17 protein-coding genes, 1 tRNA gene and 2 pseudogenes are annotated in these 15,255 nt (G+C 50.7%); 8 read left to right on the forward strand and 12 right to left on the reverse strand.

Annotated elements, in window-relative coordinates; all coding sequences use genetic code 11:
- Positions 1-48: 48 nt before the first annotated feature.
- Positions 49-333 (forward strand): 50S ribosomal protein L25, encoded by a 285-nt coding sequence (gene rplY, locus OGV89_RS08640; protein ID WP_003027502.1) that lies wholly within the window; start codon positions 49-51, stop codon positions 331-333.
- Positions 334-453: 120 nt separating this feature from the next.
- Here rplY and yejK read toward each other — a convergent pair whose 3' ends face one another.
- Positions 454-1,461 carry a nucleoid-associated protein YejK gene (gene yejK / locus OGV89_RS08645; RefSeq protein WP_003027504.1) on the reverse strand — a complete coding sequence of 336 codons (1,008 nt, stop codon included), beginning with the start codon at positions 1,459-1,461 and terminating at the stop codon, positions 454-456.
- Between the two features lie 134 nt (positions 1,462-1,595).
- On the opposite strand from yejK, the gene OGV89_RS08650 reads away from it, so the two are divergent.
- The 3 genes from OGV89_RS08650 (at position 1,596) to OGV89_RS08660 (ending at position 3,766) form a co-directional block, all read left to right on the forward strand.
- Positions 1,596-1,823, forward strand: coding sequence for a YejL family protein (locus OGV89_RS08650; RefSeq protein ID WP_003027506.1), 228 nt, complete (start codon positions 1,596-1,598; stop codon positions 1,821-1,823).
- 31 nt (positions 1,824-1,854) lie between these two features.
- Entirely contained in the window at positions 1,855-3,615 is a 1,761-nt protein-coding gene (gene yejM, locus OGV89_RS08655; RefSeq protein ID WP_003845151.1) for an LPS biosynthesis-modulating metalloenzyme YejM, read from the forward strand.
- A gap of 74 nt (positions 3,616-3,689) precedes the next feature.
- Positions 3,690-3,766: transfer RNA gene (locus tag OGV89_RS08660), tRNA-Pro, on the forward strand.
- Between the two features lie 58 nt (positions 3,767-3,824).
- On the opposite strand, the pseudogene OGV89_RS08665 reads toward OGV89_RS08660, so the two are convergent.
- Together OGV89_RS08665 and OGV89_RS23005 are read right to left on the reverse strand one after the other, a co-directional pair.
- Positions 3,825-4,190 (reverse strand): annotated as a pseudogene (locus tag OGV89_RS08665) (HumD family translesion DNA polymerase); the annotation flags it as partial.
- Between the two features lie 2 nt (positions 4,191-4,192).
- Positions 4,193-4,357: pseudogene (locus tag OGV89_RS23005) on the reverse strand (DNA polymerase V); the annotation flags it as partial.
- Positions 4,358-4,438: 81 nt separating this feature from the next.
- On the opposite strand from OGV89_RS23005, the gene OGV89_RS08670 reads away from it, so the two are divergent.
- The 4 genes from OGV89_RS08670 (at position 4,439) to narP (ending at position 8,198) form a co-directional block, all read left to right on the forward strand.
- A complete protein-coding gene (locus tag OGV89_RS08670; RefSeq protein WP_003845150.1) occupies positions 4,439-4,681 on the forward strand; it encodes a DinI family protein in 243 nt (80 codons plus the stop codon).
- Positions 4,682-5,165: 484 nt separating this feature from the next.
- Positions 5,166-6,023, forward strand: a complete 858-nt coding sequence (gene yibB, locus OGV89_RS08675) for a protein YibB (protein ID WP_060854735.1) — start codon at positions 5,166-5,168, stop codon at positions 6,021-6,023.
- 438 nt (positions 6,024-6,461) lie between these two features.
- Positions 6,462-7,088: a hypothetical protein gene (locus OGV89_RS08680; RefSeq protein WP_003845147.1), complete on the forward strand. Its 627-nt coding sequence runs from the start codon at positions 6,462-6,464 to the stop codon at positions 7,086-7,088.
- A 462-nt stretch (positions 7,089-7,550) separates the two neighbouring features.
- Positions 7,551-8,198 carry a nitrate/nitrite response regulator protein NarP gene (gene narP / locus OGV89_RS08685; RefSeq protein ID WP_003027518.1) on the forward strand — a complete coding sequence of 216 codons (648 nt, stop codon included), beginning with the start codon at positions 7,551-7,553 and terminating at the stop codon, positions 8,196-8,198.
- A gap of 101 nt (positions 8,199-8,299) precedes the next feature.
- On the opposite strand, the gene OGV89_RS08690 is transcribed toward narP, so the two are convergent.
- From OGV89_RS08690 to napC, 9 genes are all read right to left on the reverse strand, one after another.
- Entirely contained in the window at positions 8,300-9,349 is a 1,050-nt protein-coding gene (locus OGV89_RS08690; protein WP_003845145.1) for a cytochrome c-type biogenesis protein CcmH, read from the reverse strand.
- On the reverse strand, positions 9,346-9,903 hold the full coding sequence (gene dsbE / locus OGV89_RS08695; protein ID WP_003834613.1) for a thiol:disulfide interchange protein DsbE: 558 nt from the start codon (positions 9,901-9,903) through the stop codon (positions 9,346-9,348). Before dsbE ends, OGV89_RS08690 begins: the two co-directional genes overlap by 4 nt.
- On the reverse strand, positions 9,900-11,855 hold the full coding sequence (locus OGV89_RS08700; protein WP_044711490.1) for a heme lyase CcmF/NrfE family subunit: 1,956 nt from the start codon (positions 11,853-11,855) through the stop codon (positions 9,900-9,902). Before OGV89_RS08700 ends, dsbE begins: the two co-directional genes overlap by 4 nt.
- Positions 11,852-12,331 carry a cytochrome c maturation protein CcmE gene (gene ccmE / locus OGV89_RS08705; RefSeq protein ID WP_286558519.1) on the reverse strand — a complete coding sequence of 160 codons (480 nt, stop codon included), beginning with the start codon at positions 12,329-12,331 and terminating at the stop codon, positions 11,852-11,854. Before ccmE ends, OGV89_RS08700 begins: the two co-directional genes overlap by 4 nt.
- A complete protein-coding gene (gene ccmD / locus OGV89_RS08710) occupies positions 12,328-12,540 on the reverse strand; it encodes a heme exporter protein CcmD (RefSeq protein WP_003027536.1) in 213 nt (70 codons plus the stop codon). Before ccmD ends, ccmE begins: the two co-directional genes overlap by 4 nt.
- Positions 12,537-13,274: a heme ABC transporter permease gene (locus tag OGV89_RS08715; RefSeq protein ID WP_003027538.1), complete on the reverse strand. Its 738-nt coding sequence runs from the start codon at positions 13,272-13,274 to the stop codon at positions 12,537-12,539. The genes ccmD and OGV89_RS08715 overlap by 4 nt, the downstream gene beginning before the upstream one ends.
- 76 nt (positions 13,275-13,350) lie before the next feature.
- Positions 13,351-14,010 carry a heme exporter protein CcmB gene (gene ccmB, locus OGV89_RS08720; protein WP_003027542.1) on the reverse strand — a complete coding sequence of 220 codons (660 nt, stop codon included), beginning with the start codon at positions 14,008-14,010 and terminating at the stop codon, positions 13,351-13,353.
- The gene (gene ccmA / locus OGV89_RS08725) at positions 14,007-14,627 is read right to left on the reverse strand and encodes a cytochrome c biogenesis heme-transporting ATPase CcmA (protein WP_096889800.1); all 621 of its coding nucleotides are present in this window, start codon (positions 14,625-14,627) and stop codon (positions 14,007-14,009) included. The genes ccmB and ccmA overlap by 4 nt, the downstream gene beginning before the upstream one ends.
- Positions 14,628-14,647: 20 nt before the next feature.
- Complete coding sequence (napC, locus tag OGV89_RS08730; RefSeq protein WP_003027548.1) at positions 14,648-15,250, reverse strand: cytochrome c-type protein NapC; 603 nt, start codon at positions 15,248-15,250, stop codon at positions 14,648-14,650.
- Positions 15,251-15,255: the final 5 nt, after the last annotated feature.

Raw genomic sequence — 15,255 nt, forward strand, 5'->3', positions numbered from 1 at the left:
ACCTGTTGCTGGGTCGCCTGTAGCAGGAATTATTAAAGAGAGATTTAAATGTTTACTATCAACGCTGAAGTACGTAAAGAGCAGGGTAAGGGTGCGAGCCGCCGCCTGCGTGCCGCTAACAAGTTCCCGGCAATCATCTACGGTGGCGCAGAAGCCCCGATTGCTATCGAACTGGATCACGATGCAGTTATGAACATGCAAGCTAAAGCTGAATTCTACAGCGAAGTTCTGACCATCGTTGTTGACGGTAAAGAAGTTAAAGTTAAAGCTCAGGCTGTACAGCGTCACCCGTTCAAGCCGAAGCTGTCTCACATCGACTTCGTTCGCGCGTAATCGCAAACAAGTTGAAGAAAAACCCCGCCAAGGCGGGGTTTTTTTATGGGATTTTGTAATCGATATTGATGGTTCTCGTCGACCGGATAAGGCGTTTACGCTCTCACCCGGCAAACGGTTTTATTTCCCGCCCGACGTGCGACGCTGCAGCTGGTCGCGCAGGTTCGGCGGCGTACCTTTGATGGTCAAAGTATCTGTAGCCGGATCCCAGAAAATACGTTCACCCAGTAGCATGGCGTCGAAGTTGATGGTTAACCCACCGCCGCTTCCGGCAAATTTGGTTAACTGACGCAGCGTACTGCGATCTGCCGGGAAGCTCTCTTCCAGCTCGTAGCCTTTATCAGCGGTAAATTCGCTGAAGCTAACTTCACTGACGCCGGAAAGCTCTTTGGACAGCGACTCCAGCTCGATCTCTTCACCGGCTTGTAGCTGTTCGTTGCAGTAGCTGTACACCTGCTGACGCACGTTCTGGCGTTCAGCTTTATCGAGCTGCGCCTCGGCAGTAAAGTCATCGACCGCCTGCAGCAGGCCACGGTTTTGCGCTTTGGCGTTCAAACCTTCGCTGGCACCGAGGAAATCCATAAAGAAATCGGCGACTTTGCGCCCTACCCGCCCTTTCAGGAACGTCAGATAGCGCGTGGACTCCGGATTGGTTTCCCATTCGGTTAAATCAATACGCGCCACGATATCCGCATGATTGATGTCCAGATAGTGCGTCGGATTGATATCCAGATTTTCATTGACGCGCATGCTGCTTAAATTGTTCAGCACGGCGACTAACAGATACTCTACCGCCAGATAGCGGTAATGGCAGAACAGGACAATGCCGCCGTCGGCAAAAGGATATTTCGCCAGCTCGTCCCGCAAGCGTCCGGTCGCGGCACGACTAAATGCCAGAAAATCCTCTTCGCCCTGACGCTGTAAACGCAGCGTTTGTGCCAGTTCACTCTCTTCGCTAAACAGGCCATAAGCTTTATTCTTGGCGCTATATACCCGATGCAGCTCAGCCATCATATCGACAACCGTCGCTGTCGGTTCCAGTAATGAATCGCGCAAGACCAGCTCAAGGTTCTGCTCGTCACGTTTGATAAGCTGGTGCAGGGCAATCTGGTTGATATCCAGACTCATGATAAACTCTCCTTTTAGACCGGGCGGTATTCAACCACCTGCCGGGCAGTGACGCAATAGAAGATAAAAAAGCAGAAAAAAAACTGTCTGTACGGTAATATGTTGCCCTTTCATGAACAGACTGATTTCGATTTATGCCACAAATTTCCCGCTATAGTGACGAACACGTTGAACAACTGCTGAATGAGATGCTCAACGTACTGGAAAAACATAAGGCGCCGACCGACCTTTCCCTGATGGTACTGGGAAATATGGTGACTAACCTTATCAATACAAGCATCGCACCGGCCCAGCGCCAGGCGATTGCCAACTCTTTTGCCCGCGCATTACAGTCTTCGGTAAACGACGACCAAGCGCATTAAGAGCCTGCTCCGGGGAAACGAACAACAGTTTATGGTAACTCATCGTCAGCGCTACCGTGAGAAAGTCTCCCAGATGGTTAGCTGGGGGCACTGGTTTGCCTTGTTCAACATTCTGTTGGCCGTGGTACTCGGTAGCCGTTACCTGTTTGTCGCCGACTGGCCGACAACGCTTGCAGGTCGTATTTATTCCTATGTAAGCCTGGTCGGACATTTTAGTTTTTTGGTGTTTGCCACCTATCTGCTAATCCTGTTTCCCCTGACGTTTATCGTCATGTCCCAGAGGCTGATGCGATTCTTATCAGCTATTCTGGCGACGGTGGGCATGACGCTGTTGCTAATCGACAGCGAAGTTTTCACCCGCTTCCATTTGCACCTCAACCCGATCGTCTGGGAACTGGTCATCAATCCTGACCAGAATGAAGCGGCGCGTGACTGGCAACTGATGTTTATCAGCGTACCAGTGATTTTGTTAATTGAAATGCTGTTTGCGACCTGGAGCTGGCAAAAGCTGCGTAGCCTGACGCGTCGTCGCCACTTCGCCAAACCGTTAGCCGCATTCTTCTTCATTTGCTTTATCGCCTCGCACGTGGTGTATATCTGGGCGGATGCCAATTTCTATCGCCCGATTACCATGCAGCGCGCGAATCTGCCGCTCTCCTACCCGATGACGGCGCGTAAGTTCCTGGAAAAACATGGTCTGCTGGATGCGCAAGAGTATCAGCGTCGCCTGATCGAGCAGGGGAATCCGGAAGCAGTTTCCGTGCAGTACCCGCTGAGCGAACTGCGCTATCGCGATATGGGCACCGGCCAGAACGTCCTGCTGATCACCGTCGACGGCCTGAACTATTCACGCTTTGAAAAGCAGATGCCTGCGCTGGCTGAATTCGCCGGGCAGAATATCTCCTTTACGCGTCACATGAGCACTGGCAACACCACGGATAACGGGATTTTTGGCCTGTTTTACGGCGTCTCACCAAGCTACATGGATGGGATTTTATCGACCCGAACGCCTGCGGCGTTGATTTCCGCGCTGAACCAGCAGGGCTATCAGTTAGGGCTATTCTCTTCGGATGGCTTTACCAGCCCGCTTTATCGCCAGGCGCTGCTGTCAGATTTCTCCATGCCAAGCGTGCAGACGCAATCTGACGACCAAACCGCAAGCCAGTGGATTAACTGGCTGGGACGCTACGCGCAGGAAGATAACCGCTGGTTCTCGTGGGTCTCCTTTAACGGGACCAACCTTGATGAGAGTAACCAGAAGAATTTTGCCAAACGCTATGCCAGCGCCGCTCAGGATGTGGATGCCAACATTAACCGCATTCTGAACGCCCTGCGCGACTCCGGCAAACTGAACAATACGGTGGTGATTATTACCGCTGGTCGGGGCGTGCCGCTGACTCAGGAAGAGAACAACTTTGCCTGGTCGCGAGGCCATCTGCAGGTTCCTCTGGTAATTCACTGGCCGGGAACGCCTGCACAGCGCATCAATAGTCTGACCGATCATACGGACCTGATGACAACGCTGATGCAGCGCCTGCTGCACGTCAGTACACCTGCTAACGAATACTCGCAGGGGCAGGATCTGTTCAATGCAACCCGCCGCCATTACTGGGTTACTGCCGCTGACGGCAGCACGATGGCCGTTACCACACCCGAGATGACGCTGGTGCTGAACAACAACGGTAATTATCAGACCTATAATTTGCGCGGCGAGAAAATAAAAGATCAGAAACCGCAGCTAAGTCTGCTGTTACAGGTTCTGACGGATGAGAAGCGATTTATTGCTAACTGATTAATTATAAATCAGTTAGCGAGACATGCTCTTGCATTCGTAGCGGAAAGCAGTAGTATTAGCAGCCATAGCGTCGGCACGTAGCGCAGCCTGGTAGCGCACCGTCATGGGGTGTCGGGGGTCGGAGGTTCAAATCCTCTCGTGCCGACCAAAAATCCTCGAAAAACCAGCCTGTTACGGCTGGTTTTTTTATGCCTGTTTTCTGAGCGCTCCGCGTTCCTGGCATCATTAATGATGTACGTGATAACTCCAAATATTGCGTGTGAGGAATTGTAGCCATCACCATCTTCTGACAGCGCTTCCCTTCTCCCGTTCTCCAGATTTATCAGGTGGGGCTGAGGGTGAGTTCGGTATCACTTGATCCTGAATTCCCCAACTATCGCGCATATCAGCAGCGAACCATCACAGGCTGAAAGCGACGCATCCACAACAAGTAGCGCCCCCTGGATTATCCCTTCCCTGAAATGTGAACGCGATGCCCGTATGAAATAAGTCGCTGCGGGCTGGCTGATTAGCTGCTGATCGAGGGAGATCCTTGTTTCAACGTAATCATTGACAGGTGAAGGGAAGCCCATGGCTATAGTCTTCCGTTTGGATTGAACAGCTGAAAGGTACGGTTCTCCCCTTCCTGCGTTGATACATCGCGGAATGTTGTCACATACCACTCGATCCATTCGTTAGGCTGCTTCATCGTCCAGTTCCAGTTAACCTTGCTCAGTTCCTGGACAAACCGCTGTGTGGTGGCATCAATTAACCCCTCTTGAATACCGGATAAAAACACAGTATAAACACTGTATATACATCCAGCAAAAGGCTACAAGCAATGTTCGTGGAACTCGTTTATGACAAAAGGAATTTTGATGGTTTGCCCGGAGCAAAAGATATCATTCTGGGAGAATTGACGAAGAGGGTTCAGCGGATCTTCCCCGATGCTGATGTTCGGGTTAAACCGATGATGACACTACCGGCGATCAACACTGACGCCAGCAAACATGAGAAGGAGCAGATAAGCCGTACTGTTCAGGAAATGTTTGAAGAGGCTGATATGTGGCTAGTTTCAGATTAAACGCCTTGAACCGTCATATTGCTTAAGTACAATCCGCCGTGACTGGCAATCATTCAATACTCGCACTATCGAACGTTCGCCAGTCGGCCGCAATCATGCTCTTGCATACGGTGTGGTTGCGGCAACTCTTGTTACAGTTCACCATCAATTGGCCAGCCAGGTCATCTTTAATGATTTCCGTTATTACGCCAAATATCGGCAAAGGAACACTGCTTAATATGATTCAGTAACCTATGGTTATCATATATTGGAACAAAACGACAATTTCAAAAAAAATAATATCAATGAAAATTATTCATCATTGAACAATCCTTTGCAACAACCAGTTATTTTGTATATCCGTTGCTTATCAGTTTTAATATCACATGATCCTTCCCGCCTCATGTTGATACTGATAGAATGTTTCCATGTGACTGATATCAAAAAATATGTATTCAACATTCTTGTAGTTATTGGATAGGTATAAAACACGGATTGCTTAAAAATGAACTCTTCTATTACCATTGTTACAGCATTTTTCGATATAGGACGAGGAGACTGGACGAGTAATAAAGGTTTCTCTCCTCACTTAGAGAGAACAGCTGATACCTATATTCAGTACTTTGAAAATCTGTCTAAATTGGATAATGACATGGTCATTTTTACATCCAGTGAACTTAAACCCAAAATTGAAGCAATTAGAAATGGGAAAAACACTGTTGTAGTGGCTTTAGATATTAATAAGAAATTTCAAAGCATAAAAAAAAGAATTGCACGAATTCAAAAAGATAATGAGTTCATTAGCAAACTTGAAACTCGCCAGTTGATAAATCCCGAATACTGGTCCCCAGACTATGCACTGGTTTGCAATCTAAAAACATATTTTGTAAACAGAGCTATAGAGTTAAATCTTGTGAATGATGATATGGTTGCATGGGTTGACTTTGGTTACTGTCGTAGTGCAGACGTAACCAGAGGGTTATCTCGATGGGACTATCCTTTTGACCGCAAAAAAGTAAATTTCTTTACAGTTAAAAAAGGTTTGACCGTCAAAACTATCCATCAGGTTTTTGACCACATGATTAACAATCGTTCCTATATTATTGGTGGGGCAATTGTAGCAACACAAAAGAAATGGAAAGAGTTTTACAAACTGGTTTGTCAGTGTCAAATAAAAACACTCAGAAATAATATAGTTGATGACGATCAGGGTGTTTTTATAATGTGCTATCATTACAACCCTAAATTAATAAAACTAAATTACCTGGGTAAGAACCGCTGGTTTAATCTATTTAAACTATTCGGAAGAAAAGATTTAATTACTTTATTAAGAAGATTAAAGGTCTCTCTTATAGGTAAATAATTTTTAATTGAGGTATGAACAATGCCGATTCTAACCAGCCCCGGCATTGTTTTGCTTTTTCCTGCGCAGCCTGTCCCTGAAAAAATGCTTTTTCCGCCTCTGCATCATGAACCTATTGTGTGCCGTCCCATTTAACGTATCCCCCTTCGGGAGCCACTGATACAACATTATCAGGCAGGGACCCCAGCGTCTCAACCCACATGGGGAAATTAGAGCCGGTTAAAAGTTGTGAGCCACTCATTTATGTTACTCAGACCAAGTCTGAGTAAGGCTATCACACATAACTAAATTTAATTTATGGTGCTGGGAGTAGACAGTGTACATATCAATATTTACTTCTCAACGATGATCTGCGTCGTTTAAGACCGACATCACTATATTAAGGGAAGTGCATATATATGATGATATTGACTTTTTTTCACACGGAGCTAAAGTTTAATGTCTAAACGTAAGTCTAAAATTTACGAAAATCCCGGTCTTGACTCAACAATCTTTGTTGAACCGCAGCAAATTGCCAATACAGCCAATGCATTTCGTGAAGTGGTAAATAGCCTTAATAATGGCTATCTAGACGTACACGATGTTAGACGGAATGTCCTTTATACCAACGCAACTTTAGCAATTGAGCTTTATTTTAAAGCATTCTTGGTCAAAAGAATTCCTGCGCCTTACGATTTCACCATCGAAAATGGCCAGGCTACAAAAGCTGAATTCGATGATGAAAACCGCGTGACTAATTGGCATTCACGCCTAGATCTTCTTGAAGAACATAAAACGCACAACTTAAAAAAGCTTTTCAATGCACTTAGCGACACACAAAAAAAATGTGTCACACAAGAGATTTTGCAAACATGTAACACGATCCAGACCGCTACGGATCTATTGCAATTCCTTGACACTATTAGGAACTACTTTGTTGATAAGCGTTATGAATTCCAAGAATTCATCTATGGTGTTCCAAAAGACTCAAATATTATCTATACCTTGATTCCCGTCTTAAATGCCATTGGTAAAGTGCTTGCTAACCCACCAAATGCACCATTTCCAGGCATGACTTTGTTATAAGGAAGGTTATAGTTTCAATGTTATTAAGCTCCTTTTTAGAAACATAAAGGTCTAATCTGATCTAAAGCATCTAAACAACATGGGAGAAACGTCCCCTAACCTATTGATGTATATAGAGCAGATTTTGTCATAAAAGCACTGTTTGTTTACACATGCAAATAGCAATTAGAACCAGCAATGGCGCGGCTCTCAGTGTTTCATAAGCGGTGTCATGGGGTGTCGGGGGTCGGAGGTTCAAATCCTCTCGTGCCGACCAAAAATCCCAAAAAAACCAACCTTAGGGTTGGTTTTTTTATGTCTGAGATTCATCATTCCTGAGTATTACTACGGCTTTCAGTACAGGTTTTACTACTTACCCATGCACAAATTGGGGTAAAATTTATCCTCTCATCAGCGTGATGAATCTGGACGATTGATGCGCTGAAAACAATAATGATACTAATAAAAACTCAGGAGAATAGTATGCCTGAAGCAACGCCTTTTCGGGTGCTGATTGTTGACGACCACCCACTGATGCGGCGAGGAATTAGTCAATTATTGCAACTTGATCCCGCCTTTAACGTAGTCGCGGAAGCGGGTGATGGTGCCAGCGCTATCGACCTGGCAAACCGCCTGGACCTTGATGTGATCCTACTGGATCTCAATATGAAAGGGATGAGCGGGCTGGATACCCTGAATGCGCTGCGTCGGGATGGCGTCACCGCGCAAATTATTATTCTTACCGTATCGGATGCCGCCAACGATGTGTATGCTCTAATTGATGCCGGCGCGGATGGTTATTTGCTTAAAGACAGTGATCCTGAAGTCCTGCTGGAGGCTATTCGCAGTGGTGCCAAAGGTGGTAAAGCCTTTAGTACCCGCGTCAGCGAATATTTGCGCGAGCGCGACCTGTTTGGCGCTCAGGAAGACCCATTCAGCGTTCTCACCGAACGCGAACTGGATGTGTTACATGAACTTGCTCAGGGGCTGTCGAACAAACAGATTGCATCAGTGCTGAATATTTCTGAACAGACGGTGAAGGTGCATATTCGCAATCTGCTGCGCAAACTCAACGTGCGTTCTCGTGTAGCTGCCACCATTCTATTTTTACAAACACGCGGCATGCAGTAATCAGATATTGCCCGATGGCGCTACGCTTATCGGGCCTACAAGTCACGTGCATCAGTAGGCCGGATAAGACGCTTTGCGTCGCCATCCGGCATCTTCCACTCTTACTTCTCCTGCGGCGTTAGCTGCTCCATCGCCTGCTTAATGCTGCGTTCTATCACCGCCCGACGGGTATCATTGGCCGGTAATAATTTCAGCATCATCTCCCACGCCGCAACCGCCTCGCCAAAGCGCTGCTGTTCAAAAGCGTTAAACGCATACATGCTGAGAACCCGCACGTTGGCATGTTCGCCGCGTACCAACTGGCGTAGCAGCTCCCCTCCCCGACGGTTATCATCAGGATCGGAAGAACGGGTCAGCGCTTCCGCATAGCCCAGCGCAGCATCACTGTTTTTCGGATCCAGTCGATAAGCATTGGCATAGGCTTCAGTGGCCGTACTGGCGTTACCAAGTACCATGCCAATTCGCCCAAGCATGATCCAACCTTCAACGTTGGTAGGATCGGCTTGTAAGCGAGTGCGCAGACCCAACGCCAGACGCGTCATATCTTCTTCATTGAGCGGATCAGCTTTTGGATCCAACGCCCGCTCCAGCAGCGCCGGAGCCTGAGCGGTGGCCTGTTGCCAGACCTGAACCTGCTTATAGTTGCCGGTTTCATAATAGCTCACTGCGCCAACCCCCAGCGCCACCACGATGCCGGGCACAAACAACCCGAACCCACCGCGTTTGCCATCCGGGATAACGTCATCAGGAAACTCTTCCTGTTTTACCCGGACACGTCGGCGAGTACGGGCGAAAATAATCCAGCCACCCAGACCAATCGCAACCACCGGCATCACCCACAAAAGTACAGTAAGCGGCGTCAACGGCGGATCGTAAGTGACGAAGTTGCCGTAGCGGGCCACCATGTAGTCGACAATCTCTTTCTGACTTTTTCCTTCCTGCATCAGTTCGTACACTTTCTGACGCAGGTCGGTGGCAATCATCGAGTTAGAATCGGCAATACTGTTGTTCTGACATTTAGGACAGCGCAACTGTTCGGTAAGCTGACGGAACTGCTGCTCCTGCGCTTCATCCTTAAACTGCATCACATCGATGGTCGCAAGCGCGGATCCCGAGATAACCAGCATCAGCAGGCCCAGTAAAAATCTCATTGCGCAGCCTCCTTACTGTACTTATCCCACAACGGTTTGATCTCGCTCTCCCACACCCTGGCATTCAAATCACCGGCATGGCGATAGCGAATAATACCTTTACCGTCGATCAGGAACGTCTCCGGCGCGCCGTACACGCCAAGATCCAGACCAAGCATACCGTCGCCGTCAAACAGGCTTAATGAGTAAGGATTGCCCAGCTCTTTCAGCCAGACAATGGCTTTCTGACGATCGTCTTTATAGTTCAGACCCACTACCCGTACGCCCTGCGCAGACAGCTGATTCAGGTACTGATGTTCGGCGCGACAGGTCGGACACCAGGTCGCCCAGACGTTCAGCAGTACCGGTTTGCCCTGGGTCAGCACATCGGCCTGATAATGCTGACCCGGATTTTCCAGCGACTCCAGGCGGAATGTCGGAACGGGTTTGCCGATCAGCGCCGACTCCAGATTAGTGGGATCGTCCCCCTGAGCGTTACGCGCCAGCTGCCACAGCAGCGCCGCCGCAATGATCAGAAAAATAATAAACGGAATTAACAGTGCGTTGCGCTTCATACAGCCTCCGACGCATTTTTTTGCACCGCGGCGCGAGGACGCGTGCGCTGACGATAGCGTGGATCAAACAGGCAGAACAATCCGCCCAGCGCCATCAGCAATCCTCCGGCCCAAATCCAGCGAATAAACGGTTTGTAGTACAGACGCACAGCCCATGCGCCGTTATCCAGTTCTTCACCCAGCGCAGCGTACAGATCGCGTGTGAATCCGCCGTCAATTGCCGCTTCAGTCATCATCGAACTGGTGCTGTTATAGAAACGTTTTTCCGCATGCAGCGTGGCTTCCGGTTTACCATCACGAGTGACGCCAATAATGGCAACGCCCCCCCGGTAGTTTGGCCCGGTAATATCTCTCACTTCGCGGAAAGTGAACTGATAGTTATGGATACTGACGCTATCGCCCGCCTTCATACGCACATCACGTTCAACGCTGTAATTCTGGCTAAAGGCAATACCGACAATGGTGATCGCCAACCCTACGTGACCCAACACCATGCCCCAGTAACTTGGCGTCAGCTTCGTCCCACGAGAAATACGCAGGAACGCTTCGGACACCGCCAGCACGAATATCCAGCATGCCATCGCCAGACCCACCACCGTCATAGCGGCAATGCGATCCTCAAACAGCCACGGCAGCAGCAGCGACATAACAAGCGTGGTGACAAACGCGATAATCAGTAACGTTTTCAGTTTACGCGGTCGGTCACGGCCCCAGCGCACTAATGGCCCTATTCCCAGCAACAGCGCGAACGGTGCCATCAGCCAGGTAAACATGGTGTTGAAGAACGGCTCGCCAATCGAAATGCTGCCCAGCCCCAGCTGTTTGTGCACCAACGGCAGCAGCGTACCCAATAGCACCACCAGCATGGCGGCAATCAGCAGAACGTTGTTGCCCAACAGCAGAGATTCACGCGACCACAGCGCGTTATTTACCCGTGAGCGGACCTTGTGACCGCGAACCGCAAACAGCAGCAGGGAGCCGCCAATCACTAATACCATAAAGGCCAGAATAAACATCCCGCGCGACGGATCGGAGGCAAAAGCATGCACCGACACCAGCACGCCGGAGCGCACCAGGAAAGTCCCCAACAGGCAAAGCGAGAATGCGCAGATTGACAGCAGCAGCGTCCAGGCTTTAAAGCTGGCACGCTGTTCGGTGACCGACAACGAGTGCATCAGCGCCGTTCCCACCAGCCATGGCATAAACGAGGCATTTTCAACTGGATCCCAGAACCACCAGCCGCCCCAGCCCAGCTCGTAATAGGCCCAGGCGGAACCGAGCACAATACCCAGCGTCAGGAACACCCACGCCGCCAGCGTCCACGGACGCGAAAAACGGGCGAAGGTACTGTCCAGTCGGCCACTCATCAACGCGGCAATCGCAAACGCAAAGGCCACGGAGAAACCGACATACCCCATGTACAGCAACGGCGGATGGAAAATCAGCCCCGGATCCTGCAACAGCGGGTTCAGGTCGCGCCCTTCAATAGGGAAGTTGGGCAACGTACGGGCAAATGGATTGGAGGTAAACAGAATAAACAGCAGAAAGCCAACGCTGACCATCCCCATCACCGCCAGCACGCGGGCGACGATGTCCAGCGGCATACGCTGGCTGAATGCCGCAACGGCGAACGTCCAGCCGCTCATCAGCAGTACCCACAGCAGCAGAGAGCCTTCATGCGCGCCCCAGGTTGCTGCCACCCGATACCAGACCGGAAGCTGGGTATTGGAGTTGCTGGCAACGTAGGTGACGGTAAAGTCATTAACCACGAAGGCGTTGACCAGAATCAGGAATGCACCCATCACACAGATAAACAACACCCAGGCAAAGGGCCGCGCGGAAGCCATCATCCGTACATCGCCGCGCGCTACGCCCCACAGCGGATAGACCGACAGCAGTAACGCCACGCCTAGCGCAAGGCACAACAGCGCATTGCCAATTTCAGGCATCATGACGTTTTATCCTTATACACGCGTTCCGGACGACGATGGTTTTCCTGCATCGCTTTTTCAACTTCCGGCGGGGTGTAATTTTCATCATGTTTGGCCAGAACCTCTTTGGCCTGTACATGATTTCCCTCGTCCAGTTCGCCCTGAACAACAACACCCTGCCCTTCGCGGAACAGATCCGGCAGAATACCTTCATAGGTTACATCCACCACACCTTCGGCGTCATAGATGCTGAAATTCACCTTTAATGACTGCGGATCGCGCTTTACGCTACCGGGCATCACCATACCGCCCACGCGCAGGCGCTGACCGACTTCAGGCATCTGCTGCGTTTCGCGCTTACCGTAGAGTATCTCTCCCGGCGTATAGAACAGGTCAATATTGGAACGCAGCGCATAAAGCACCAGCGTAATGGTCAAAGCCAGACCCGCCAGTACCGCACAGGCTATCCATAACCGATTTTTACGTCGAATATTCACGCCGCCTCCCGTTGCACTTGCGCCGCACGCATACGTGCTTCTCTCGCCCGCTGCTGCGCTACACCGCGTAAAATTGCGCGATGCTGTAACGTGGAATGCACTACCAGCACCACCAGCGGGATAACGCTCATCGCTACGGCAAGCCAGACATACAAGGCGTAGCCGCCCATCGCGAAAAAATCACTCCATGATGCAAATGCAGGGGTCATTGGCGGCCTCTTTTTAAGATCAGTTCGCTCACCCACGGGCGGCGTTTTTCCATCATCAAAATCAGGTTACGCATGCGCATCAGCGCCAGCGTGACAAACAGTAACAGGTAGCCGACGATCGCCAGACGCAGCGGCGTACGCATCGCCGGATCGATGCTTTGCTGCATGCGGGTAGAACCCTGATGCAGCGTATTCCACCACTCAACCGAGTAGTGGATAATCGGTAAGTTGACCACGCCAATCAGCACCAGAATACCGGCGGCACGACCTGCCAGACGGCGGTCATCAAAGGCATGCCACAGCGCAATGGCGCCAACGTAGAGAAACAGCAGCACCAGTTCAGAGGTGAGTCGGGCATCCCAAACCCACCAGGTTCCCCACATCGGTTTGCCCCATGCGGAACCTGTCACCAGCGCAATAAAGGTAAACACTGCACCAATCGGCGCCATCGCAGCCAGCGCCAGATTGGCCATTTTCATCTGCCAGACCAGGCCGATAAACGCGGCAACGGCCATCGAGGCGTAAATGCCCATCGACCAGATTGCCGCCGGAACGTGCAGATAAATAATGCGATAGCTCTGCCCCTGCTGATAGTCTGCAGGCGCAAAACCAAAGCCCCAGACCCATCCCGTTATCAGTACCACCGCGCTGGCAATCGCCAGCCACGGGATAAACCAGCCACAGATCTGATAGAGCCGAGGGGGCATCGCCAATTGATGAAGTGTTTTCCACATAGTTCAGTCACCAGACTCCATAAATTAAAATCCGTTGTGCCGGAGCGCCTTGCCCGGCCTGCACATCTAATTCTCGTTACTGCACGCTTATCCGTAACGCCGCGGCTGTGGCAAACGGGCTTAACGTGGCGCTGCCGACCAGCAACGCACCCAGAATCGCCATGTACCCTTCAACCGGTAAGTGCATAGAAGCCGCATCCATCGCGGCGGTCGCAAAAATCAGTAAGGGTATGGTGAGCGGAAGTACCAGCACGCTTAACAGCACGCCGCCGCGCTTTAAGCCCACCGTCAACCCTACGCCCGGCGCGCCGAGAAAACCCAGCGTCGGCGTTCCGAGTAACAAGGTCAGCGCCATAATTTTCCAGCCGTACATATCCATGCCCAGCAACAGCGCCACCAGCGGCGAGAGGATCAGCAGCGGCAGACCTGTCACGACCCAGTGCGCCATCACTTTCGCCAGCACCACGGCCGGTAGCGGTAACGGCAGCAGCATCAGTTGCTCAAGGCTGCCATCCTGTAAGTCATCACGAAATAGCCGTTCCAGCGCCAGCAATGACGCCAGTAGCGCCGCAACCCAGATGATGCCCGGCGCTATGCGCGCCAGCAGCTGTGGCTCCGGCCCAATACTCAGGGGGAACAGCGTAATAACAATCAGGAAGAACCATAAAGGATTAGCAATTTCCGCACTATGACGAAACGCAACTCGCAGTTCTAAACGAAAGATTCGCCACATCATTGCGTTGCCCTCTCACTGGTCAGCGAAATGCGTCGCACTTTATCGGTCTCGACATTGAGCGGTTGGTGGGTGGTGAGAATAACAATACCGCCCTGCTCCGTATGCTGCGCCATACGCTGAGTCAGTCGCTCAACGCCGTTCACATCAATGGCGGTAAAGGGTTCATCGAGGATCCACAGTCGGGCGCGGGTCAGCCACAAACGGGCCAGCGCCACGCGCCGCTGTTGTCCGGCGGAAAGTTGGTTCACTGGGATATCTTCATATCCGGCAAGTCCCGCCTGCGCCAGCGCAGCCAGACACTGCGCGATGTCGCCGTCATGATGGAAGAAACGCAGGTTCTCCAACGCCGAAAGCCGGGTTTTTATCCCCGGCTGATGTCCGATCCACAGTAGTTGCTGATGGTAGCTGTCCCGCACGTGATGCAGAGGTTGCTCTTGCCAGCAAACCTCCCCTGCGTCGGGACGCGCCAGCCCGGTAAGCAACCGCAGCAGAGTGGTTTTCCCTGCGCCGTTGCTGCCGGTAATTTGTACCCATTCCCCTGCGTTGACGCGAAATGACAACTCGCTGAACAGTATTCTGTCATCCCGCTCGCAAAGTAATTCTCTGGCTTCAAGCATACCTGGTTATCTACATCCTGTTAAAAGCCCGGTTTGACTTCGCGCATATCAGGCAGTTTGTGCGCTATCCCTTTATGGCAGTCAATACAGGTTTGCCCGTCTTTCACGGCCTGGTCGTGCATTTTGGCCGCGACGCCTTTCTGGGCGGTTAAATCCATAAACTCGAAGTTGTGACAGTTTCGACACTCTTGCGAATTGTTATCTTTCATACGCCGCCACTCATTTTGCGCCATCGTTAAACGATGATCTTCAAATTTCTGCGGTGTATCTATTAACCCCAGTGCTTTCGCGTACAGCTCTTTACTGGCCTTGATCTTACGGATCATTTTCGGGCCCCACTCGTGTGGGACGTGGCAATCAGGGCAAGTCGCTCGCACACCACTGCGGTTGTTGTAGTGTACGGTTTCCATGTATTCCTGGTATACCGTATTGCGCATTTCGTGACAGCTAATGCAGAACTCTTCTGTATTGGCCTTTTCCATACCGGTATTAAAGCCGCCCCAGAAAATAATGCCGCCCACAAAGCCGATTAACAACAGCGTGCCGAGCGCCAGACGGCTGGGGCGACGCCACCATTGCCAGACGCGCTTAATCCAGCCTGGTTTACGGTTAGAATTTTCCATAATGA

It is taken from the genome of Citrobacter sp. Cf125, from assembly GCF_030333935.1.
GTDB classification, from domain to species: Bacteria; Pseudomonadota; Gammaproteobacteria; order Enterobacterales; family Enterobacteriaceae; genus Citrobacter; species Citrobacter freundii.